Source organism: Chryseobacterium sp. MEBOG07, from assembly GCF_021869745.1.
GTDB classification, from domain to species: Bacteria; Bacteroidota; Bacteroidia; order Flavobacteriales; family Weeksellaceae; genus Chryseobacterium; species Chryseobacterium viscerum.
This window is the reverse complement of sequence record NZ_CP084579.1, coordinates 1,561,925-1,585,478: the sequence shown is the minus strand read 5'-3', so window position 1 is coordinate 1,585,478 and position 23,554 is coordinate 1,561,925. Positions and strand designations below refer to the sequence as shown.

The 23,554-nt window shown below is 37.4% G+C and carries 25 protein-coding genes and 1 pseudogene; 14 read left to right on the top strand and 12 right to left on the bottom strand.

All coding sequences use genetic code 11. The annotated features are described in order from the left end of the window. Positions 1-24: 24 nt before the first annotated feature. Positions 25-1,671, bottom strand: a complete 1,647-nt coding sequence (pafA, locus tag LF886_RS07270; RefSeq protein WP_124534177.1) for an alkaline phosphatase PafA — start codon at positions 1,669-1,671, stop codon at positions 25-27. 52 nt (positions 1,672-1,723) lie between these two features. Here pafA and LF886_RS07265 point away from each other — a divergent pair, with 52 nt between their 5' ends. From LF886_RS07265 to LF886_RS07250, 4 genes are all read left to right on the top strand, one after another. After that, the gene (locus LF886_RS07265) at positions 1,724-2,560 is read left to right on the top strand and encodes a hypothetical protein (RefSeq protein ID WP_236853530.1); all 837 of its coding nucleotides are present in this window, start codon (positions 1,724-1,726) and stop codon (positions 2,558-2,560) included. A 20-nt stretch (positions 2,561-2,580) separates the two neighbouring features. Then, entirely contained in the window at positions 2,581-2,973 is a 393-nt protein-coding gene (locus LF886_RS07260; RefSeq protein WP_236853529.1) for a VOC family protein, read from the top strand. 17 nt (positions 2,974-2,990) lie between these two features. Further along, complete coding sequence (locus LF886_RS07255) at positions 2,991-3,527, top strand: GNAT family N-acetyltransferase (protein WP_236853528.1); 537 nt, start codon at positions 2,991-2,993, stop codon at positions 3,525-3,527. Between the two features lie 115 nt (positions 3,528-3,642). Then, entirely contained in the window at positions 3,643-3,876 is a 234-nt protein-coding gene (locus LF886_RS07250) for a hypothetical protein (protein ID WP_103232750.1), read from the top strand. Between the two features lie 161 nt (positions 3,877-4,037). Here LF886_RS07250 and LF886_RS07245 read toward each other — a convergent pair whose 3' ends face one another. Beyond that, complete coding sequence (locus tag LF886_RS07245) at positions 4,038-5,048, bottom strand: zinc-dependent alcohol dehydrogenase family protein (protein ID WP_236853527.1); 1,011 nt, start codon at positions 5,046-5,048, stop codon at positions 4,038-4,040. A gap of 123 nt (positions 5,049-5,171) precedes the next feature. Between LF886_RS07245 and LF886_RS07240 the strand changes: the two genes are divergently transcribed. Both LF886_RS07240 and LF886_RS07235 read left to right on the top strand, forming a co-directional pair. Further along, positions 5,172-5,555, top strand: coding sequence for a winged helix-turn-helix transcriptional regulator (locus tag LF886_RS07240; protein ID WP_236853526.1), 384 nt, complete (start codon positions 5,172-5,174; stop codon positions 5,553-5,555). Positions 5,556-5,651: 96 nt separating this feature from the next. Then, positions 5,652-6,569, top strand: a complete 918-nt coding sequence (locus LF886_RS07235; RefSeq protein WP_236853525.1) for an alpha/beta fold hydrolase — start codon at positions 5,652-5,654, stop codon at positions 6,567-6,569. A gap of 208 nt (positions 6,570-6,777) precedes the next feature. On the opposite strand, the gene LF886_RS07230 is transcribed toward LF886_RS07235, so the two are convergent. The 5 genes from LF886_RS07230 to LF886_RS07210 all read right to left on the bottom strand — a co-directional run bounded on the left by LF886_RS07230 (position 6,778) and on the right by LF886_RS07210 (position 10,591). Further along, the gene (locus LF886_RS07230) at positions 6,778-7,704 is read right to left on the bottom strand and encodes a malate dehydrogenase (RefSeq protein WP_103232743.1); all 927 of its coding nucleotides are present in this window, start codon (positions 7,702-7,704) and stop codon (positions 6,778-6,780) included. Positions 7,705-7,821: 117 nt separating this feature from the next. After that, entirely contained in the window at positions 7,822-8,373 is a 552-nt protein-coding gene (locus LF886_RS07225; protein WP_236853524.1) for a biliverdin-producing heme oxygenase, read from the bottom strand. 21 nt (positions 8,374-8,394) lie between these two features. Continuing rightward, positions 8,395-9,240, bottom strand: a complete 846-nt coding sequence (locus tag LF886_RS07220) for a sensor histidine kinase (protein WP_262913042.1) — start codon at positions 9,238-9,240, stop codon at positions 8,395-8,397. Between the two features lie 32 nt (positions 9,241-9,272). Next, positions 9,273-9,962: a GAF domain-containing protein gene (locus LF886_RS07215; RefSeq protein WP_262913041.1), complete on the bottom strand. Its 690-nt coding sequence runs from the start codon at positions 9,960-9,962 to the stop codon at positions 9,273-9,275. After that, positions 9,935-10,591 (bottom strand): hypothetical protein, encoded by a 657-nt coding sequence (locus LF886_RS07210; RefSeq protein WP_236853523.1) that lies wholly within the window; start codon positions 10,589-10,591, stop codon positions 9,935-9,937. The genes LF886_RS07215 and LF886_RS07210 overlap by 28 nt, the downstream gene beginning before the upstream one ends. Positions 10,592-10,972: 381 nt before the next feature. On the opposite strand from LF886_RS07210, the gene LF886_RS07205 reads away from it, so the two are divergent. From LF886_RS07205 to LF886_RS07175, 6 genes and pseudogenes are all read left to right on the top strand, one after another. Further along, a complete protein-coding gene (locus LF886_RS07205) occupies positions 10,973-12,022 on the top strand; it encodes a linear amide C-N hydrolase (protein ID WP_236853522.1) in 1,050 nt (349 codons plus the stop codon). 221 nt (positions 12,023-12,243) lie between these two features. After that, positions 12,244-13,411 (top strand): annotated as a pseudogene (locus tag LF886_RS24005) (porin). A 20-nt stretch (positions 13,412-13,431) separates the two neighbouring features. Then, complete coding sequence (locus LF886_RS07190; RefSeq protein ID WP_103232748.1) at positions 13,432-14,862, top strand: anion permease; 1,431 nt, start codon at positions 13,432-13,434, stop codon at positions 14,860-14,862. A 16-nt stretch (positions 14,863-14,878) separates the two neighbouring features. Then, entirely contained in the window at positions 14,879-15,535 is a 657-nt protein-coding gene (locus LF886_RS07185; protein ID WP_103232749.1) for a succinate dehydrogenase cytochrome b subunit, read from the top strand. A 10-nt stretch (positions 15,536-15,545) separates the two neighbouring features. Further along, the gene (locus LF886_RS07180) at positions 15,546-17,462 is read left to right on the top strand and encodes a fumarate reductase/succinate dehydrogenase flavoprotein subunit (RefSeq protein ID WP_236853519.1); all 1,917 of its coding nucleotides are present in this window, start codon (positions 15,546-15,548) and stop codon (positions 17,460-17,462) included. A 13-nt stretch (positions 17,463-17,475) separates the two neighbouring features. Then, positions 17,476-18,228, top strand: a complete 753-nt coding sequence (locus LF886_RS07175; RefSeq protein ID WP_236853518.1) for a succinate dehydrogenase/fumarate reductase iron-sulfur subunit — start codon at positions 17,476-17,478, stop codon at positions 18,226-18,228. A 79-nt stretch (positions 18,229-18,307) separates the two neighbouring features. Here the strand turns inward: LF886_RS07175 and LF886_RS07170 are convergent, their stop codons facing one another. The 5 genes from LF886_RS07170 to LF886_RS07150 form a co-directional block, all read right to left on the bottom strand. Further along, entirely contained in the window at positions 18,308-19,081 is a 774-nt protein-coding gene (locus tag LF886_RS07170; RefSeq protein ID WP_236853517.1) for a cyclase family protein, read from the bottom strand. Positions 19,082-19,163: 82 nt separating this feature from the next. Then, the gene (locus LF886_RS07165; RefSeq protein ID WP_236853516.1) at positions 19,164-20,015 is read right to left on the bottom strand and encodes a GLPGLI family protein; all 852 of its coding nucleotides are present in this window, start codon (positions 20,013-20,015) and stop codon (positions 19,164-19,166) included. Between the two features lie 80 nt (positions 20,016-20,095). Beyond that, a complete protein-coding gene (locus LF886_RS07160) occupies positions 20,096-20,266 on the bottom strand; it encodes a bacteriocin-like protein (protein ID WP_236853515.1) in 171 nt (56 codons plus the stop codon). Between the two features lie 302 nt (positions 20,267-20,568). After that, the gene (locus LF886_RS07155) at positions 20,569-21,531 is read right to left on the bottom strand and encodes a hypothetical protein (protein WP_236853514.1); all 963 of its coding nucleotides are present in this window, start codon (positions 21,529-21,531) and stop codon (positions 20,569-20,571) included. 62 nt (positions 21,532-21,593) lie between these two features. Next, positions 21,594-22,607: a nucleoid-associated protein gene (locus LF886_RS07150; protein ID WP_109739374.1), complete on the bottom strand. Its 1,014-nt coding sequence runs from the start codon at positions 22,605-22,607 to the stop codon at positions 21,594-21,596. A 358-nt stretch (positions 22,608-22,965) separates the two neighbouring features. Here LF886_RS07150 and LF886_RS07145 point away from each other — a divergent pair, with 358 nt between their 5' ends. Continuing rightward, a complete protein-coding gene (locus LF886_RS07145) occupies positions 22,966-23,124 on the top strand; it encodes a hypothetical protein (RefSeq protein WP_236853513.1) in 159 nt (52 codons plus the stop codon). Positions 23,125-23,136: 12 nt separating this feature from the next. After that, positions 23,137-23,493, top strand: a complete 357-nt coding sequence (locus LF886_RS07140) for a hypothetical protein (RefSeq protein ID WP_236853512.1) — start codon at positions 23,137-23,139, stop codon at positions 23,491-23,493. Positions 23,494-23,554: the final 61 nt, after the last annotated feature.

Below are 23,554 nucleotides of genomic sequence, written 5' to 3'. Positions count from 1 at the left end.
TATCATAGAATAATTGTATTCAATTTATCTACCAATAACTTCCGTAATCGGGTTTCCTACATTTCCACTTGGGAACTGAATTTTCAATAAAGAAGATACCGTAGGTGCAATATCTGTCATGTGATAAGCCTTGTTGCTTTCTCCTTGCTTCACACCCCATCCCATAAAGATCAATGGAATATGAGAATCATAAGAGTTCCAAACACTGTGTGTAGTTCCTGTTTTAGAATATGGAGGAAGCATAGAGTCATGAGAAATTAACTGGATATCTCCACTTCTCTGTCTGTTGATTCCGTTGATAATTCTTTGTTTAATCGGCTCCGGAATACTTGATTCCTGAACTTTATCCACTGAAACAGCATATAAAACGGTAGGATCTTTCTCCAGTTCTTTTACCGCAAAGTTTCTTACATCATCCAATTCAAGCTTGCTGTCTGCCAATACTTTTCTGTCAAAATAAATCTGATAGTTATCAATCGCATTGATCAGTTTATCTGCACCAAATTTATCTTTCAGTTTTTGGTTCAGGTTCTTTTCCGCATCTTCACCGAAGAACCCTGTAGTGATTTTATGTTCTTTAAGGAATCCTACAGAATGCGCTCCACCGTGGTCAGCAGAAAGGAAAACCGTATACTCCCCTTTTCCTACTTTTGAATCCAAATATTTGAAAAATTCTGCTAGATCCTGGTCTAATCTGATATAAACATCTTCCACTTCAATAGAATTTGGACCAAATTTATGTCCTGCATAATCTGTAGAAGCAAGGTTAATTGCTAAAAAGTCTGTAATATTATCTCCACCCAGTTTTTCACCCTCTACAGAAGCTTCTGCCAGCTTCAATGTCAGTGTATTTCCAAAAGGTGTATAACGGATATTGTCTTTTTTCTTCTGATAATCCTGAGCTAAATTACTGTAAGGGAAAGTAGGTGTTTTTGAACTTCCCAATAGACCTTCCCAAGGAGAATTGTCTGGTGCACTTTCTGTATATTCGTTGATTGGAAGTAAGGTATTCCAACCGTTGGCTACTAATTTTTCAGGAAGATTCTGAGAGTTGAATGATTTTACCCATTGAGGAAGATCATTCATATACCATGTACTTGTGATGAAATTTCCTGTGCTGTCATCAAACCAGAAAGCTCCGTTTGGAGTGTGTCCTGCAGGAAGAATAGAAGCTCTGTCTTTCAAAGAAACTCCAATTACTTTTCCCTGGAAGTTGGTAGCCAGCCTCAATTCGTCAGTTACCGTAGTAGACCAAAGGTTTTTCGGAGAGTGACTTCCGATTTTCACATTGGTAGTTCCTACCGGCTGAACGCTCTCATCTGCAGTACAGTAAACACCTTTACCTGTTTCTTTATCTGTCCAGTCGTTTCCAGCAATTCCATGAATAGCCGGCACAGATCCTGTATAAATACACGTATGTCCCAAAGCTGTAATGGTAGGCACATAAGGAATATGTACATTATTCAAAGAATATCCTGTATTCAAAAGTCTTTTGAAACCATCATTTCCATACTTACCATAAAAACGGTATAAATAGTCCCAACGCATCTGATCTACTACCAGACCGACAACTAATTTTGGTCTCTCAAGTTGGGTATTTCTGTTCTTCTGCGCATTGATTGTAACTACGGACAAAAAAGTAGCTGCCGCAATTGAAATGTTCCTAAGCATCCAAGTAAATTTTTATTGACAACAAATTTAAGGGTTTTGAAAGTTTTGGAGTGTGAAATTTTATTTAATTTTGATTATTGTACAATTCATCAATCAACCCTCTATGATTCTAGGCGTATACTGGTATTTCAAATTCCCAGATCATTTATATAATTTTCAGTTTTTCAAATTTTATCCGGGATATGGTGGGCATGCCGATAACCCAGCCGAGCTGATAGCAAGAGTTCAGGTTGAAAATACAGATGATTTTATCCGAAAACTGGAAGAATTGAAAACAGATTTCAAAGAAACCTACTTACATATGAACATCGATGGAAATCATCTGATCATCAATATCAGAGACCATCTGCTTTTTGATTTTCATTTTCAATTTGCCCTAGAAATTGAAGAATTGCTGATCTGTGAAAATGCTGTATTATTAGATTCCAGTGCCCCTTTTACCATTCAATCCAGCAAAACTTATGCACCGGAAAGAGAAGGATTTAAAAATATTGAACATCGTTTCATTCAAATGGTGGGTTCAGATTTTAAAAAGTATAATGCTGAAAATTTTTCAATTAGAATCGATTGCAATATACCTTTACAGGATAAAAAAAGCTTTATTAATGACTTGATAAAGCTATGTCCCGAAGAAAACCTTAATGTATTCTACTATACTGATTTCGATTTTGAAAATCATTGCAACCTGATGCTCTTTTTTACCAATGGCAGACAGAAGAAAGAGAGGATTCAAAAGGTGGATATTAATTCTTTTGGAAGTAAAGTACGGCAGCTTGCCCAGAAATACCCTCTTCACTTCGGTCATTTCGGAAGTTTCAAACAGTATCCTTTACAGGGTCCTCATATAGAGCTGATGGTAGATGAAGAATACATTATAAATAAAAAATAAAACCATTTTAATTCAAAAATATGATCAAATTCAAATATGTCATTCTTTATGTTGAAAATGTAGAACAGTCCATGAATTTTTATAAAAATACTTTTGGTACTGAAATAAAATTCATCACTCCGGAAAAAGACTACGGAGAATTATCTACTGGAGAAACGAGTCTTTCATTTGCTTCTGTAAGCCTTGCAGGTTCCAATATCAAAAAAGGCTTTTTAACCTCAAAAGCTGAAGACAAACCTTTCGGAATGGAACTGGGATTTGTAACTGATGATGTAGAAGCATTAGTTGAAAAAGCAATACAAAATGGAGCTGTTCTTTATGAAGATATTGCAGTAAAACCATGGGGACAAAAAACAGCTTATATCAAAGATCCGGACAATTATCTGGTAGAAATATGTACTGAAATTCAATAAGCTTAAAAATACTTGATGTGGAAATAAGAAAATTACAACAATTAGCTTCTAATCCAAGCTTAGACTGGGGACATAATGGGTATACAACTGACAGAATATATTCAGTTTCCTCCATCGAATTTGGAGGTTCTTTTGAATTTAGCTTAAAAGAAAAGTCTTTACCCCATACCAAAATCTGGGAAACCACTTCTGAAGACCTGGAAGAACTGAATATCATCATTGAAAAAGGAAATTCTTTTGGTGCTTTTATAAATCAAGAACTCGCAGGCTGGATCATCTGTGAACATAGAAAATGGAACAACAGTTTTTATATAGAAAACATACTGATTGACGAGAAACAAAGACGACAGGGAATCGGAATTATGCTGATTAAAAATGCTATTAAAGAGGCCCGGAAATTAAACTGTAGAGTTATTGAACTCGAAACGCAGAATACCAACTACCCTGCTATCCAGTTTTACAGAAGGATAGGATTCAATATTACCGGACTGAATACAAGACTATACAATAATACAGAGGAAATCGCTCTTTTTATGACCTTAGATGTGGAATAAATACATGATAAAAATGGTATTATGATAAAATTTTTTACTCCTTGTTAATTAAAACACTTGTAGGTGTGCTAATTTTTCTATACATTAGTAATCAGCAAATTAAAACATGATTACTATGAAAAATGTGAAAAAATTAAAGAGAAGCCAGCTTGTGCTGATCAGTGGTGGTGACACTCCCTATGCAATATGTGATATGGATGGTAATTGCCCGCCAACGATAGGTTCTTACTATTGCAGCGATGGTACCTGTTACAGAGTTTCCGGAGGCGGTGGTGGCAACCCAGGATGCAACGAACCAATGCGTCTTTGCCAGGAATGGGAAACTGGATGCGGCTGCGTTTATATGTAAAATATTTTGTTAGATAAAATCTTGTGGGGGGCGGTTTTTACCGCTCTTTTTTATAACCCATTTCAAAGTAATTTTGAAATAAATAATTAAAAACAGGTAATCTAAAAACGATTACCTGTTTTATTTTGTCAACATCAACAAGTTACCCTTCCAAAATAACACTAATATTTTATCACAATTTTTCCTGTTGCACCCTTTTCCAGATGAGAAAAAGCAGATTTTACATCTTCAAATGGATATACACGATCAATGACAGGATGTATTTGATGCGCTGCTAAAGCTTCATTCATATGGGTAAACATTTCTTTAGACCCCACTTCTATTCCCTGCAGTCTGATTTGTCTGGACATAATTTTTACGGTATTCAGTTCAGCACTTAATCCACCGATCAAGCCAATGACTGCGATGGTACCGTCAAGGGCAATTACATCCATAGATCTGTTGATATTACTTCCTCCTACCACTTCTACAATATGGTTTACCCCTCTTCCACTGGTAATATCCATAACGTTTTTTTCCCACTCGGGGATTTGACGGTAATTAATAAGGTGATTAATTCCCATCTTTTTACCTAACTCCAGCTTCTCATCACTGCTTGATAATAAGATCACTTCAGCACCAGCCATCAGTGCAAATTGAGCAGAAAATAAAGAAACACCTCCTGTCCCCTGAATGAGTACTGTAGTACCAGGTTTAAGATCTCCTTTTTCCATTACGCCATGCCATGCTGTCAATCCCGCACAAGGCAACGTTGCAGCTTCCTCATCGCTTAAAAAATCCGGGACCTTAATGACTTCATTTTCATCAAACACGGCATATTCCTGCAACAGTCCGTCTGTTTTTGCACCGCCAAGAGAACCACCTGTCTTTTCATCAGTCAGATTTCCATCTATCCATTTGGGTAAAAATAATCCGGCAACGCGGTCATTTATGGCTAAAGTTGTGACTGCACTTCCTTTTTCGACAATAATTCCCACTCCATCAGAAACGGGCACCCTTCCTACTGGAGGTTTCCAGGAAGAATAACCTGTTACCACCATGAGATCTCGGTAGTTAAGAGAATTGGCTTTCATTTTCACTAATACTTCATTGGGTAAAAGTTTGGGATAGGATTTATCAACCAGTTCAAGAGAAGATATACTGTACTCCTTATTTACCTGATATGCTTTCATTTTACTTATTTTAAAATTGTTACACTATAGAGAAAAACCGTAATTTTATAAGACAAATGTATGCTGAAAAAATCACGAAGAATAACCTACAGCCCATTGTGAGCTACTAATAAATAAATGAGTATGAGTAAAAAGAAGCTGAGTTCTACCAATACAATCAATGAACATTATCTGGACGACAGATGTACCCTGAACAAAGTACTAAAGATTATTGGTAAGCGATGGGTAGCAGAAGTTTTATTACTGATTACCCATGATGTCTCACGATTTTCTCAATTGAAGGAAACTTTGACTGGGATTTCAGATAATGTATTATCTTCAGTACTCAATGAATTGGTTAAATCAAATCTGATCACCAAGAAGATATTCAATGAGATTCCTTTAAAAGTTGAATACCATATTACACCCAGCGGATCAGAATTGACAAAGGTGATGCACCAGCTATGCAGCTGGGGGAAGCAGAATATTCCTTATGAAGTCAGAATTCTTCCGGGATCAATGAAATAGTGAACGTGCCCATCATGACCTTAGGATGTAATAAGGCAAAAGGAAGAAAATTTCTTATTTTAGTAATAAACAGCCCTTTACAATTGTTATGAATATATGAAAACAATTTCTTCCCTACTCTTCTTTTTCGTTTCCCTGACTGTTGTTTCAGCTCAGAATCACTCTTCTGAAGGCTTCTATGAAACCTCTGATCATGTCAGGATCAAATATAAAATCTCCGGAAAAGGAGAAGCCTGCTTTTATATTCCCGGAGGTCCCGGCCAGGGATATCCGTCCTTTGAACTGATGGGTGGAAATAGTCTGGAAAAAAACATGCAGATGGTTTATATGGATCAACGGGGTTCCGGGAAATCCGGCACATCGGAAAATTATCATCTCGATAAAATGATTCAGGACATTGAGGAACTGAGACAGCAACTCAAATTAAAAAAAATATTTCTACTGGCACATTCTTTCGGGGGAATCATTGCAGTCAGTTATGCAAAAAAATATCCCCAGCATACCAAAGGACTTATTCTTGCCAATGTCACACTCCATTTCCTGAATGATGAATCGGTCAAAGAACAGATTGAATATGGGAACAGCCTTTTACAGGCAAAAAACAGAGAGGTTCCTAAAGACAGTCTTTCTTCAGAACTTTCAAAAATCAGCAGTGCATTAAGAAAGAAAAGAATCGGATATAAATTCCTGACCGAAGATATCGAAACCATAAAACAATCGGATAAGATTGATTCTCTTCATCCCCGCATTATCGACTTCGGAATGGCGGTAATCTCAAAACCCAAAGACTTCCCGGAATACTATGCCGATTATGCCCCTACCACAAAAGATATTCATGTCCCCGTACTTATCATCACGGGAAAGAAGGATAAGGCAGTCGGAACTCAGCATTATAAAACCTTCCGGTTTCCCAATCAGAAAGTAGTTTCCATTGATGGCGGACATCTTTTGTATTATGAGAAAAATAAAGACTTTGTAAACGCTGTAAGCCATTTTGTGAATACAACCAAGTGATATTGCATTGACAATTTTATTATACTACGTTTTGGCGCGGCCTTCGGCCGCGCCAAAACCCTTTTAGAAGCCATTCATTAAAAGCCAAACTCGACCTTACCTCTTTATTCATTTTAATGGTTCAAATTAAAAAACAAAACAGGCCGTCTCAAATTGAAACAGCCTGTTTTTATCTATTGTAGTACCTGCTTAAAAAGCCGGTCAATTATTAGAATTTAAGATCTCCATTCACCTCTCTTACTGCATTAGCAGCTTCAGCAAATTTCAATTGCTCTTCAGCAGTCAACGTAACGTTTACGATTGATTCTACTCCGTTTGCTCCGATGATAGCAGGAACTCCTAAGCAGATATCGTTTTGTCCGTATTCTCCTTCAAGCATTAAAGAACAAGGGATCATTTTCTTTTGGTCGCATGCAATCGCCTGAACCATTACAGAAACAGCAGCACCTGGAGCATACCAAGCAGAAGTTCCTAATAATTTGGTAAGAGTAGCTCCTCCTACTTTAGTTTCTTCGATTACATATTTTTGTTGCTCTTCGTCTAGGAATTCAGTTACAGGAACACCATTTCTTGTCGCTTTGCTCAATAGAGGAAGCATACCTGTATCACTGTGAGCTGCGATTACCATTCCGTTTACATCAGAAATTGGAGCTTCTAATGCTTCAGCCAATCTGTACTGGAATCGTGCAGAGTCTAATGCACCACCCATTCCGATGATTTTGTGCTTAGGAAGACCTGAAGTTTTGTGTACCAAATAAGCCATAGTATCCATTGGGTTAGAAACTACGATGATGATTACTTCCGGAGATTGTTTTACTAAGTTTTCAGTAACTTCTTTCACGATACCAGCGTTGATACCGATCAATTCTTCTCTTGTCATTCCAGGTTTTCTTGGAATCCCTGAAGTGATTACTGCTACATGAGAACCTGCAGTTTTACTGTAATCTCCTGTTGTACCCGTAATTTTTGTATCAAATCCGTTAAGAGATGCTGTCTGCATCAAATCCATTGCTTTTCCTTCAGCAAACCCTTCTTTAATGTCTACCAAAACTACTTCTGAACAGAAGTTCTTCATTGCTATGTATTCTGCGCAGCTTGCTCCTACAGCGCCTGCACCTACTACAGTTACTTTCATATTGTTACTTTTTAAAAATTATTTTTGTTAGTTAAGTTTAAATTTGAAACTCCCCAAATTTAACAATTCCTGAAAAAATGCGCAATCTTTCAGGAATTTAATTAGAATTAAAATAAATTAGTTGACGTTCAGTAAAAACGTATAGAGCTTTTTCGCCCCGGAAAGCACGTCGTTGTAGTTTTTTTCAGTGACTTCGTTATCCAGAACTTCTTTAAAATTCTTCCACATTGGTCCCGTATTCTCCTGATAACATCCGAAAAAGTTGAAAGTAACCTCATCAAAACCTTCTGTTTTGGAAAGCTGCTTGGCAATAACGTTACCCCCCAGTGTAGAACCTTCAATCACGTACATCGCTCCCAATGCTTCATGCTCATTCTCAAATTCAAGATCGTGAGACTCTATCTGGTTTTCCAAAGAAAGACTTTTAAGATCTTTTTCGATAAGAGAAAGCTTCTTTCTTGCATCAAGCTGAAGTTTTTCTGAATACTTATCAGAAAGGCTGTTGAATATTTTATTTTCACTGTGAAGAAGCATCAGATAATTCGTGTGAATAATCTTTTTATAATCCTCTAAAGTGAAGGTTTTATTAAAAATCTTTTCAGAATTAAAAAGTTTTTCTGCCGCATCGTGATAATCTGCTGTATTCTGTTTAAGATATTCTGATACCATAAATAACGTTTTAAAAGTTTCTCAAATGTAAGGCTTTTTGAACGTTAAAATAAAAGAAGTCCCCTCTTTATTGCTCTCAAAATCTACATTCCCCCCTATTCTTTTCATAATACGGTGCACAATAGACAACCCTACCCCATTTCCTTTGAATTTCTTGGCATTGTCCATCCTGTTGAAGATTTTAAACATTTTATGCTTCTCCTCTTCAGGAATACCAATTCCATTATCAGAAATCCTGTAGATAATAGTCTGCCCGTCTTCCGTTCCTTCAATTTCTACTTTCGGATGATCCTGATGGGAAGAATATTTCACGGCATTATTGATAATATTGAGAAATACCTGATGAAGCATGGTTTTATCAGCCAAAACATCCGGACATTCTCTAATAATAACTTCGCTCGCTGCGCTGCCATACGTCATCTTTGCATTTTCAGAGATTTTATGAATCGTAGGAGCTGTTTTCAGACTTTCAAGCTGCACTTCACTATGCTTGGCGCGGCTCAGCTGTAATACATCCTGCATCATTTCAGCCATATTATCAATCTCCTCGATAATCGTATTGATCTTGGTTTTGCTCTTTTCAGCATCAGCCATTAGATTTCCCAAAAGCATCTGGGCATTCAGCTTCATCACCGTCAATGGAGTTCCTAAGTCATGAGAAATAGTATAGGAAAAACTGTCTAGCTCTTCATTCACTTTTTTAAGCTCATCATTAAGACCTTTGATCGCATTATAGTTTTTGTGGGACGTTTCTAAAATCAAATCCCGTACAGCATGCACTGCACTTATATTTCGTGAATTCCATCTTGTGGAATATCCTTTAATATTTTCGGTAAAAATATGGAAAGACGTTCTTGGTGATATCATCTGTTTTTCCTCACCGTTTTGAGAAAAAACTTCTACCCTTTTTGAGGATTACCAGCCCAGTCGATATGTTCATTAAACTCCTTGCGGAACCAGATCAGCATCTCGTTTTTATCTCTTTCGATGAAATAAATAACCACTCCGGCTGCACTTTCAGACAGCTGAAGTTCTTCACCGTAATCTTTAAGAAAACTTCTGCTTACATAGATACGGTCATTTGTATTTGCCAATCCCCATTGCGCAATCTTTGCAATACTTTTGAGATCTGGAGTACTTCCGGCTGTTACAATACTTTCATCCGAAATAATGGCCAGCCCATCAGCTTCCGGAAGATTTTGAATCTCTGTTTTACTTTCGATAAGAGAGTCAAAAAGATGATTATGTTTTAAAAACTTTGTTTTCAGCTGAGATATATTTTCATTCAGCTCCAAGCGATAGTTCAGTTCACGTTTGGACTTAAAGGAAGAATAGGCATTCGCTGCCAATGCCGTAAAAATACCTGCCTGTACTCTGTCCTCAAGATCAATATGCTTAGGTTCTATATTCTGGCAGGTGACCAATCCCCAGAGGTGATCATCAATAATAATAGATACACTGAAACTGGAAGCTGCACCTGAATTTTTAAGATACTGCCCATGAACAGGCGACATTCCTCTGGATGCAGAAAAAGTAAGATCTATATTTTCAGGTTTCTTGCTTAGAATAGGAACCAGATCAGCATACACATTGCTGAAGATTCTTTTTCTTTTTTAAGATAAAGATCCCTTGCCTGTTTCGGAATATCAGATTCGGGGTAATGAAGTCCCAGAAAGCTTTCCATATTTTCATTCTTCTTCTCGGCAATAACCTTCCCGGAACCATCCATCATGAATTTATAGACCATCATCCGGTCATAATTCACCACCTTTGAAAGGGTCTCCAAAAGATGATCCCAAAGCTCTTTTTCATTATCGATGATGTAAAAATTATCATACTTATTCGAAATCCGCTTATTGGGATTAATCAGAACCTCCTCAAACTCTAGGAAAATATAAAGATCACTCTTGAAAACAGAAAAGTGATATTCTTTATCATTAATAAAAATCTTGTCAAAGTAGGTTTCGTTTTTACGTCTCGTAAACCGGTCTAGTGAAGTATAGATCTCTGAATCAATAATGCTATGAAAACTATGGGGAAAGTCCGTGATCTTTCTCCCGAATAGTTCATCTGAACTCTCGATTGTAAATATATCCGAAATATTCCTGCTAAAAAAAGTAATGGTACGGGACTCCGCATCAATGCCAATCAAATAACCAAAACTTTGAATAGAACCCGGAATATGGATAGGTTCTTCATGGCATTCTATAAAATTCATATATCTCTTCAGTCTATTAACCAAATATAGCATTTTTTCTGAACAGCATTCTCTTTTGTGGTACTTAATTTTAAGAGCCCTTCAGCCTGCATCCATCGAATATTCTATTAGAAAAAAAGGTTGAAAAATACATTGAAGTATTCTCCATTTTAACCCCCTTTTTATATGATATCACTAAAAGATACGAAAAAAAATCCAATTAGGATACTTTACTGCCATTAACCATGATTCATTACATGAATTACGGATTATTAACCGTAAATATTATGTTATTTAAACAAATTTTTCTAAATTTATGTCACCAAATAATGAATACAGCCTCAATACATTGAATTATTCATAATAAATTCAACGTAAAATTTAAATTCAAATAATACTATTATGAAAAAGTTCCCATTAATTTTATTTTCTCTAGTCCTTTCTATAGGATTATGGAATCCATCAGAAGCCTGCACAAGGGTGGTTTACAAAGGTCCTCAGAATACCGTTATCACAGCCAGATCTATGGATTGGCGCGATGAAATCCCGGCTAACCTTTGGGTTTTCCCAAAAGGAGCAGACCGCAACGGACAGGTAGGCTCTAAATCTGTAAAATGGACTTCTAAATATGGAAGCCTCATCAGCTCTTCCTGGGACATTGCTTCAGCAGACGGGATGAACGAAAAAGGATTGGTCGCCAACATGCTTTGGCTGGGAGAATCCCAGTACCCGAAATTTGATGGAAAAGGAAGTAAAAAGGGAATTGCCATTTCATTATGGGCACAATATTATCTTGATAATTTTGCCACAGTAAAAGAAGCTGTAGAATTTTCACGAAAAGAACCGTTTGTCATTGTAAGTGACTATATTCCGGGAACAGAGAAGTTTACAACAGTTCATCTTTCCATTTCGGACGCTTCAGGAGACAACGCGGTATTTGAATATATTGACGGAAAACTGGTGATTCATCATGATCCTTCTTATACGGTAATGACCAACTCTCCTGTTTTTGAAGAACAGCTGGCCCTTAACAACTACTGGAAAGGGATTCCGGGAACGGTGATGCTTCCGGGAACCAACCGTGCTGCAGACCGCTTCGTAAGAGCATCTTACTATATTAATGCAATACCGCAGACTGCCGATACCCGTACTGCGGTGGCGAGTGTTTTCAGTGTTATCAGAAACTGCTCGGTCCCTTATGGAATCTCTTCTGAAACGGAGCCAAATATTTCATCAACGAGATGGCGCTCTGTCTCGGATCAGAAAAACCTGGTGTATTATTTTGAAACCGTTTTCACTCCAAACACGTTCTGGGTAGATCTTAAAGATTTTGATCTTAGCCCTAAAGGAAAGGTGATGAAACTGGATTTGAGTAATAACAACACCTATAATGGTAAATCCAATGCGAATTTTAAAGAATCTGCACCGTTCACATTCTTAGGATTAAAATAAATATTTCACCACAAAGACGCTTACGCTAAGTAAAATAATCTGTTTTCAGCAGAGGAAAGGACGTAAGTATGCCACACGATGATTGAATGAGTAATCATTCTCTTCCTCTGAAAGGAGTGTCAAGTCAAAGATTTGATGGTTGGCTTAAAATGCTTTCAAGTTCATTTACAGTAAGAAACTAGTGGCAACATAAAGTTCCACAATAAAAAAACAAAAAAGATATGGCCTTTTTTTCGATTAAAAAGAAAAGCCTGATCCTGTGCATGCTGGCCTGCGGGTTATCAGCGTATGCACAAAATCAGGATTCTCTGAAGACCACACCTCCTCCACAGGATTCAGAAGACAATGTAAAATATCCGATACTGCAGATCAAAGGCCTTTTTCAGGCGCGTTATCTGGTAGGGATGTCCAAGGATATTGATGTAAACGGACTTCATCATACCGATGGCTCCGGAACTGATAATAATTTCATGCTTAAATACATGAGGGTTCAGGTTCGGGCACAAATCAGTAAACGTACAGAAGTTGTTGTCTTGGCCAACCTCGCCGATTTTAAAAATGATCCTAAAAGCAGAGTTCTTGAAAATGCTTATCTGAAGTACACCTTCAATCCCAAATTAGCGATTACGGTAGGACAGTTCAGACCCTGGTTCGGTATTGAAGAGACTTACCCTATTGACATTATTAAATCTTTAGACTGGTCTAATCAGTATACAGAGTTTGGGAAACTGGGCTGGACAAGTTTCCAGATCGGGATGTCTGCCACAGGACAGCTTCAGCTTGGAGAAATACCCTTCCAATATGCAGTTTCTATCGTCAATGGAAACGGAAAGAACCAGATCAATGATAACGACAACGGAAAACAGTATTCGACCCGTTTGGTTTTTGGACTCTCAAAAAATACAATTTCAATGTAGGTCTGAATGGAGGTACCGGGGAAGTTTTCAGCAAAAAGGTATATGCTCTGGGAATAGATCTGAGCTCACTGATCCAGTTTGATCCAAAATGGAGTCTGGATATGCAGCTGGAAGCCAAACAGGCTACCAATCACGTACTCTACAATTCCATTGCCCCGAATTACGTCCGGATAATCCTGATCAGTATTTGATCCGTGGTGCTTATTTCCTTCCCAATTTAAGATATGATATCAACCATAGAAATCTCAGTGCTTTTGAATTATCCTGCCGATACGAATATCTTGACACCAATTTCAGACTGGCTTCTAACCCAAGACAGACGATTACCCCAATGTTTGGGTTGGAATTTTTGAAAAATTACGGAGCAAGAATTCAGCTGGGAGTACAGTTTGACCGTTACAAATATCAGGTAGAAAATACCTCACAATACAATAACAATCTATTCATAGTGCAAGTACAAAGTAGATTTTAACCCACTAAATAGTTAGTATCATGAAAGAAATTAATATCAGAAACGTAGCGATCACATTTGCCGTTGCGTTGATCATATGGTTCATCCCTGCCCCGGAAGGCGTTGCCGAGAATGCATGGCATCTGTTTGCCATCTTTGCAGCAACCATATTAGGAATCATCCTTAAGGCAGCTCCTATGGGCACCATGTGTATGATGGCCATTGGCTTTACAGCCCTTACACAGGTGGTAGCTCCCGGAGATGCCGGAAAATCTATTACAAAAGCGCTTTCAGGTTTTGGAGATAAAGTGATCTGGCTGATCGGGATCTCATTTTTTATCGCCAGAGGATTTATCAAAACAGGGCTTGGAAACCGTATCGCTTTCGTATTCATAAGAGTTTTTGGTAAAAGTTCATTGGGATTAGCATACGGATTAGGACTTGCCGATGTTTGCCTGGCTCCTGCTATTCCTAGTAATACCGCCAGAGGAGGTGGAATTATCTACCCGATCATGAAATCTATGGCCATAAGCTTTGATTCCGTTCCTGAAAAACCGGAAACCCATAGAAAACTAGGGTCATTCTTAACATTGAACAGCTACTATATGAACCTCATCGCTTCTTCTATGTTCCTTACCGGTACTGCGAGTAACCCGATGTGTCAGAAATTTGCAGCCAACCTTGGTATTGATATTACATGGATGTCATGGGCAGCAGCCGGATTTCTTCCCGGTGCAGTAGCATTCTTTGTCGTTCCTCTGGTATTGTACAAATTATACCCGCCTGAATTGAAAAAAACCGGTGATGCTCCGAAAATGGCAGCACAGAAATTAAAAGAAATGGGGCCTATCTCTAAAAATGAATGGCTGATGTTATTAGCATTTTTCATTCTATTAGCCCTTTGGATATTTGGTGGAGCACTTTCTATTGATGCCACAACCACTGCATTCATTGGATTAACATTGTTACTGCTAACCTCAGTACTGACCTGGGAAGACGTAAAAGGAGAAAAAGGAGCGTGGGATACCATCGTTTGGTTTGCCGTTCTGGTGATGATGGCGAGTTCTTTGAACGAGCTGGGCTTCATTGGCTGGTTTAGTGATCTTATCAAAGTAAAAATCGGTGGTCTGAGCTGGCAGGTAGCTTTCCCTGTAATCATTCTGGTGTATTTCTTCAGCCATTACATCTTTGCAAGTGCTACCGCTCACGTAGCGGCTATGTATGCAGCATTGCTTGGTGTAGGGGTTTCTCTGGGAATTCCTCCTATGCTATTGGCTATGATGCTTGGTTTCATGGGTTCAATTTATGGGGTGCTTACCCACTACGGACATGGTCCGGCTCCGGTTTTTTTCGGAAGTGGATATGTAGACCTGAAAGCCTGGTGGGTCAGAGGTCTTGAAATAGGAATCGTTCTGCTGATCATTTATATGGTTGTAGGAGGATTGTGGATGAAAGTCTTAGGATATTATTAATTTTTAAATCAAAAATATGTTATCAACATTGTCAAGAAAAATGCTGATGTGCCTTACAGGACTCTTTTTGGGATTCTTCCTGTTGATTCATTTCCTTGGAAATCTTCAGCTTTTTCTGCCACAAGAACAGGCACACCTGCAGTTTAATGCCTATTCGCATTTTTTATCAGGAAACATCATTATCAAAATAGTGTCTTATGTTTTGTATGCCAGTATTATTCTGCATGCTGTAGACGGGCTGATTATTACTTTAAAAAATAAAAAATCTGGCGGTGGTTATCAGTCGGACAGACGCGGAAGAGCCAGCCAATGGGCTTCCAGGAATATGGGAATCCTCGGAACATTAATTCTGATCTTCCTGGTGATCCATTTCCAGAACTTCTGGTATATCTACAAATTTGGAAATCCTCCTTTGGATGAGAACGGAAATAAAGATTTATACATTCTGGTAGTGAATGTTTTCAAAGAATGGTGGTATGTTATCATTTATGTACTCTCTATGATTGCTCTGTGCTACCATTTGATCCACGGGATTAATAGTGCCGTAAGAACATTGGGACTCTATCATCCTAAGTTTGTCAAATGGTTCAAAACTATCGGAATTGCCTATTCAATCATTATCTGTATCGGTTTTGCATTGATGCCGGTGTATGTATTCTTTACTTATCAATAAACAGACTGTTATGATTTTAGATTCAAAAATACCACAAGGCCCATTGGAGCATAAGTGGGAAAATTATAAAAAGAAAGCCAGACTGGTGAATCCTGCAAACCGTAAGAAACTGGATGTTATCGTAGTAGGAACAGGACTGGCGGGAAGCTCTATCGCTGCTTCTTTAGGAGAAATGGGATACAATGTGAAATCATTCTGTTTCCAGGACAGCCCGAGAAGAGCGCACTCAGTGGCGGCGCAGGGAGGGGTAAATGCTGCAAAAAACTATAAAAATGATGGTGACAGTGTCTACAGAATGTTTGTAGACACCTTGAAAGGAGGCGATTTCAGAGCCCGTGAAGCTAATGTATACCGTATGGCAGAATGTTCTCTGAACCTCATCGACCAGGCCGTGGCCCAGGGAGTTCCTTTCGGTCGTGAATATGGAGGATATCTGAACAACCGTTCATTCGGAGGGGTTCAGGTAAGCCGTACTTTCTATGCAAGAGGACAGACCGGACAGCAGCTGCTTCTTGGAGCCTATCAAGCTTTAATGAGACAGGTGGGAAAAGGCTCTGTACAATTGTTTTCAAGACATGAAATGCTTGATCTGGTCACTATTGACGGCAAGGCCAGAGGCATTATTGTAAGGAATTTAGACACAGGAGAAATTGAAAGACATGCAGCCCATGCTGTCGTACTGGCAACAGGAGGCTATGGAAAAATCTATTACCTGTCTACCCTTGCCATGGGATGTAACGGATCGGCAATCTGGAGAGCTCATAAAAAGGGCGCTTTAATGGCTTCCCCAAGCTGGATTCAGGTACACCCTACTTCTCTTCCTCAGTCCGGAGATTATCAGTCTAAGCTGACATTAATGTCCGAATCATTACGTAATGATGGACGAATCTGGGTACCTCTGAAGGAAGGTGAAAACAGACCCCCGAATGATATTCCGGAAAATGAAAGAGACTATTATCTGGAAAGAAGATATCCGGCTTTCGGAAACCTTGCTCCAAGGGATATTTCTTCCCGGGCAGCCAAGGAAAGAATTGATGCCGGTTTCGGAATCGGACCTTTAAAAAATGCTGTATATCTTGATTTTTCAAAGGCCATACTGGAACAGGGAAAAGATAAGATTAAAGAAAAATATGGCAACTTATTCGATATGTATCTGAAAATAACAGGATACGACGCGTATAAAGAACCCATGATGATCTCCCCGTCAGCGCACTTCTCTATGGGTGGACTTTGGGTAGATTATGAACTGATGACTACCGTTCCGGGATTGTTTGCTTTAGGGGAGGCAAATTTTGCGGATCATGGAGCCAACAGACTGGGAGCAAACTCTCTTCTGCAAGCTTCTGTAGACGGATATTTTATTGCCCCTTATACGATTGCCAATTATCTGGCTGATGACATTCATACCGGGAAAATTTCACCGGATGCTCCGGAATTTGAGCAGGTTGAAAATGCAGTGAAAAACCAGATTCAGGGCTTTATGAATATCAAAGGAACCAAAACCGTTGACTATTTCCACAAAACGTTAGGAAAGCTTCTGTATGATTACTGCGGACTGGCCAGAAACGAAGAAGGGCTAAAATATGCCATTCAGGAAATCAGAAAACTAAAAGAGGAATTCTATAAAGACGTAAGAGTTTCCGGACAGGGAGACCAAATGAATACCGAACTGGAAAAAGCAGGCCGTGTTGCTGATTATTTCGAAATCGGAGAACTAATGTGCTATGATGCTTTAACCCGTAACGAATCCTGTGGGGCACATTTTCGGGAAGAGTTCCAGACTCCGGATGGAGAAGCCATGAGAAATGATGCGGAATACCAGTTTATCTCCGCATGGGCATGGAAAGGTGAAAATGGAGAACCTGAGCTGATTAAGGAACCTTTAGCCTTTGAAGAAATTCAGCCAACGGTAAGAAGTTACAAATAAAAAACAGAAAATTATGGATTTACATCTTAAGATATGGAGACAGAAAGATAGAAAAAGTGAAGGAAAACTGGTCAACTACGACCTGAAAGGATTAAATTCCCATATGTCTTTCCTGGAAATGCTGGACACCTTAAATGAAAAACTGATCATTGAAGGAGATGAACCCGTAGAATTTGATCACGACTGCCGTGAAGGGATCTGTGGACAGTGTGGAATGATGATCAACGGTATTGCCCATGGTCCTTTAAAAAACACAACGACTTGTCAGCTTCATTTACGGTCTTTTAAAGATGGGGAAACCATTCTGATAGAGCCATTCCGTGCCGGAGCATTCCCTGTGAAGAAAGATTTAAAGGTAGACCGGTCTGCTTTTGACAGAATTATATCTTCAGGAGGTTTTGTATCGGTAAATACAGGTCAGGCTCCTGATGCAACAGCTATTCCGATTACCCATCAGACTGCTGAAGAAGCATTTGATTCTGCAGCATGTATCGGATGCGGAGCTTGTGTTGCGACTTGTAAAAACGGAAGTGCCGCCTTATTTACATCTGCAAAGATCACCCATATGGCGCTCCTTCCTCAAGGAAAAGAAGAACGAAGCAAACGCGTTTTGGACATGATCGCTCAAATGGATACCGAGCTATTTGGTCACTGTTCCAATACAGAAGCCTGTGAAGTGGAGTGTCCACAAGGAATTTCTGTTCTGAATATTGCCCGAATGAATTTTGAGTATAACAGAGCCTTGTTTTTCAAAAAGAAAAATTAGATCAAAGAATAAAAAGATAAAAGCGCGAATTTATACATAGATAAATTCGCGCTTTTGTTTTTTAGAAGAATGTTTTCACCTATCCATTTATCATCGCCACTACTCTTGCCGGAGCTGCAGATCCACCCACAATTTTAAGAGGGAATACGCATATTTTAAATCCGGATGGAGGCAGCGCACTAAGATTTGTAAGCTGCTCTATGTGTAAATATTCTTTTTCAATTCCTACGCGGTGACCTTCCCAGAAAAATTCAGGGTCATTCATTTCTTTGGCTTTTTTAGCCATATATCGTAAAGGAAGATCCCAACCCCATTGGTCAATTCCCATGACTTTTACGCCCTGGTCAATCAGCCATTCTGTAGCTTCTTTGCTCATTCCCGTTCCTTTTTCTACAAAATCTGAAGTGCCCATCATTTTATCACGATCAGTCCTGATAAGCACTATATTTCCTTCCCCTATAGTGATTCCGTTTTTATCAAGATCTTTTTTCAGATCATCAACCGTAATGGCAACAAAGTCTTCTTTATGAGTACAGTCGATTACAATACCGTCACCATAACACCATTCCAAAGGGATCTGATCAATCGTTTTTGCAGGTTTCCCTTCTACTACAGGACCGTAATGCCATGGAGCATCAATATGGGTTGTAGCATGAAGTCCCATATTTTTGATGGTATCATCTGCCCAGCCTGTCCAGTTTTTAGGAAAAAGCCTCGCTGGAAGTCTCAGTGCCAAACGAATCAGCCAATGTGATTTTCTATGTGCTTTATGTTTGATTTTCACCCGCATGAAACATGGGTCTCCTGCATTGTACTGAATCGGTTTTGTTAAATCGACAAGCGTTGTTTTCATATGATTTAGCTAAGGAGGCAAAGGTAATGAATAAGCTAAAAAGACGAATAGATATTAGCAAACAAAAAAAGATTAGCTATTACTACTCTTTTTCTAATTCTATCGGGTTTTCGTATTTTTTGCTTTTTTCTCTTTCTTTTTGTCTTTGCTTTATCATTTCTTGACCTTGTATAATAGTGGTTTCAGAACTTTGGAGTACTCCAATTAAATTTGCATTAGCATCTTTTAATGCTTTTTCAAATTTTGGTCGAGTTGTTTCAAAAGCTTCATTATATCGATTTTCGTTTATCTTAATTAATGTACCTTTTAATCTAGATGCATTTATAGATTTTACAAGCTCAAAATCATACTCCTCTTTATCATCTGTTATTTTAACAATCAATCCAGGCAAACCACTAAATTTATATGGCCCATAAGGCAAAGGAATTTCGGGAGAATACCAGGCGATCCAATTTCGCCCCTTAAAGGTAACTTCCGCTTTTTTACAATTAATTGTGTTTATTATTTTTGTATCATTACTCAATTTCCAATTTTTAATGATCGGTTCTTTGTAAGTAAGTATTGACATTCCAACTAAGTTGAAATACTGTATATTTTCATTTGATTGTAGTATGGTAAAGGAAAATTTTGTTTTTGGAACGGATACTCCTTTTGAGCTTAACAGTTTTGCTCCATTTTCTAAAGTTTTTATTGGAAGTGTTTGGAATACTGAATCTCTTTTCAGTGATTGAATACTTGCAAAAAAAGCACGTTTATCGCCTACCTGTAATGAAAAAAGTTCTTCATGTCTATAATCAGGAGTTAATGTATTCAATTTAGCTTTTAATAAATAGGTAAACTCACCACGCAGAGTATCTTTTTTATGTAATTGAGAAAAAAATAAGACACTAAAACATAAGGCTAATAATTGAAATATTTTTTTATAGTAGTACATAGAATTATTTTTGATTGCAAAAAATATGCACTTATAACTTTATAAGGTCATAAGTGCAAATAATTAATATGAAACAAATATTAATTACAGTAATTTGCTTCAAGATTAGCAAGCCATTGATTTGCTTGTTCAGCAGTCCAATCTTGAGTTGTAGTAGCAGTCTGACCACAAAATTCTGCAATCCAAACTTCTTTAATACCCCCTTTTACAGTTTTGAGATCTTCACGAGTCAATTTTTTAATTTTTTTCATAAAATGTATTTTTTAATTAGTTCTCAAATATATAGAACTAACTCAAACCTACAGAATATCTTTTATTATGTTAAGTATCTGTTTATCTGGCAAAAACATATTTTTTACTTGAAAATTCCCCATATAAAATTGAATTAATTTATGATTTTACTTAAACAAAAAACCATTTATTAAAAAAATGCTTTTTTATTTTTTTTATATGTTAAATAATGAATTTCAAACAGAAATCTTTACATCTAAAGTCTAAAAATGGTTTTAATTATTTTGATGTATTTTTTTCCTTTTGCTTTGTTACTTTTTCCCTAAATCCCTTTTGGAATGATAATCTTCTTTGGGTCATTTTCATCATACATGATCTCAACTATTCCCTGTTTAGGGACGGAAGAGAGATTCAGGAGCGTGACAATTTTCTTGTAAACAGCGATATGTTCAACCCCTCTGAAATCTTTGAAACTCACCTGAAACATGATCTCTGGCTGGTCATTTACTGTAAGACCGGTCTGGCTTACACTGATGATATTGGCTTCGGCATTTCTTCCGGAAAAGAGGATATATTCTTCTTTTTTATTTTTAAAAAACTTCCCGACAATCAATTGAAAAGCCAATACATAAATAATCGTCATTACTCCGCTAAAAATAATAGGATGCATGAATGTCAGAAATCTCCAACCAAAATCAAAGGATTCCCGTGTATAGAAATAAGAGTATAACCCAATTACGTAAGCAATTAACAATATACCAAAAACGATTCTTAAAACGATTCCTAATGTATTGAACCTGACTTTCTGATCACTTAAAATAAAATAAGGTTCCTGTGACAGATTTGGATTTAACAATACTTTTACCTTGTTTCCGGCATTGAATCTTTTTTCCTGTGGTTTGGAATCCTGAAACATCATTTCATGTTCAATCAATGTATTTCTAAGGTTAGGAAATGAAAGAACAATCTGAATGACGTTTATATTGGTTTTGGGAATATATTTCAGGAGTTTATAATCGATGATTTTTGCCTCTCTTGGAATTCCGTTCTGCAGAATAGACTGCATGGTATTTTTCTCCTTAAAAGTTTTTACGAAAAGGGTATTGATAAAGAAAAAAATTACATAGATCCATATCAGCAAAGAAAAACCGAGATATCCATAGCTCACGGCTAATGAATTTCTCGGTTCTGTTGCGAACTCATCACTCATCATATAAATGAAAATAGGAAACGGAACGCAGAAAAAGAAGAGTAAAGCTCCCCAGAAAATGATCATGAATTTCATAACTACTATTTTGTGATGTGCAATAAAGTTATGATATTATTATTGAATAGACGTTTTCTTTTTTAAACCTCTTTTTCGAAATAAAGTCTGTAGTATTTTCCTTTATCATCCTCTCCCATTTCTAGTTTTTGTCTGTCTCCGTGGATGTAGATGTGGAAATTTTTATCCAGTTTAATGATACTTTTAAAGTGTCTCTGAGTCTTTTTTACCGCCGCTTCACTGATCGGGAATTCTTCTGCAATATTTACCTGCATGTCCTGTTCGTAATCTGTCTTAAAGTTGACAAAGCTTTCAATCACATGTTCGTCTCCCAATACTTCAGTGGCAAATTCATCAAGTTTAAACTCTTCCTTCTCTTTGAAGAAATTGATCGACTTATTCAAAAAATCTGCCTGGTCTGCTTTGGAAACTTCAAATTCCTGAGGCAGCTGCTTTGTGATATAATCTTTATAGACCATCAAAGCCTCCTGCGTGTGGAAATATTCGTCATCACGCTGCTTTACTTTCAGGAAATCTTCGAACCAGTAGTACATGTCTCCATTTTTGTTGTTGTCAACTACGGAAAGTACATATCCTGTGTCTTTATTATTGTTGTAGATCAAAGCCGCTTTATCAATTTTAGATAACCCGATTCCCTGATCTTTTTCAATATCAAATGTTTCTTCTGCAGGATTTATTTTCAGGAAAGATTCTCTCTTTTCCGTTTTGAAAATACCAATCTTGTCTACTCTGTCCGGACGGTCACTTTCATCTTCGAAAAGGACGATGAAAAGTTCTCCACTCTGAACTCTTGGGTTTTCAGCCGCTTCAAAAAGATGTTTTGCTATATTCTCAGACTCCCAAATGAACTTGGATTTATCTTCAAAAATTTCAGAAACAGCACTGTAAATTGGGTTATTCACCAGATAAGTATCACTGTAAAAATGGAAGGTTTCTTCCGATTTGAATGATCCTAAAAAGTAATTCTCAAGCAGTTCTGCCATTCCTTCTTCCAGCTTCAATTCCTCTTGTGAAAGTGTCAAGGAATCTCCGTTGATCTTATTTCCGACTCTGTGTACTATTATTTTTGAAAACATTTTTCTGAATATTTGGACTGCAAAGATATTCATTCTTATCCTTTCTGCGAAACTTAAAAAATGTCATGACGTGGGATAGATTCTATAAAGGCAAAATTTTTACCACCCCGTCAAAAATTCTTTGAATTTTCGCCACCCCTCTAAAAGAGGGGAATTATCAGTCATTCATTTGTAATGGATGTTATAGAAGGAGTTTTTTGGATTTTCTTTTCCAAATTGATAAAAACCATATCATTTTGACATGCTTTTTTGTTTAAAAAACCAGACTTAAAAACCACAATATATTAAATATCAATACATTAAATCAATATCATTTCTAACGGAATACCATTGGCATCATGATTTGAAAACATAGAATATGGACTTAAAAACATTAAACAGAATAGACAAGCTCAGAAGATTAAAAAGCAAAGGACCTGAAACTCCAAAGTGGCTGAAACCTTATCATATGCTTTTTTTTGCTTTTTTAACCATTTTCCTCTTTGGGGCCATCATCAAAATGCTTGAACACAATTAACATTATAATATTATGAACTACCTACAAGCCGTACAGGAAATCACAGACGTGGTTCCCGATTTTGAAAAAGAAGTAAAAGAGATCAAAATTCAAAATTCATACAGTATCATCCGGACCTTCACGGAACGTATTAAAAATATGATCCGCCAAAATGACAGAAATCTGTTGTTCAGAAGCTTACAAAAAATGGACAAAATTTATACTGACGGAGATACTATATTAAAAAATGCTATTGAGACGACTTTCATTTATTCTCTGGACAATTCTACCGCTTTCTGTAGTGAGGAATACAGAAAAGTGATTTTTAGTCACATTTCGGCCAACCTTCAGAAGGTATATTCAAGACAAATTTACAGCCACGGTATATAAAGGTTTTATTACATTATTGAGCCGTTTCATTACAAAGTGTTTAAATTAAACAAAAATTAAA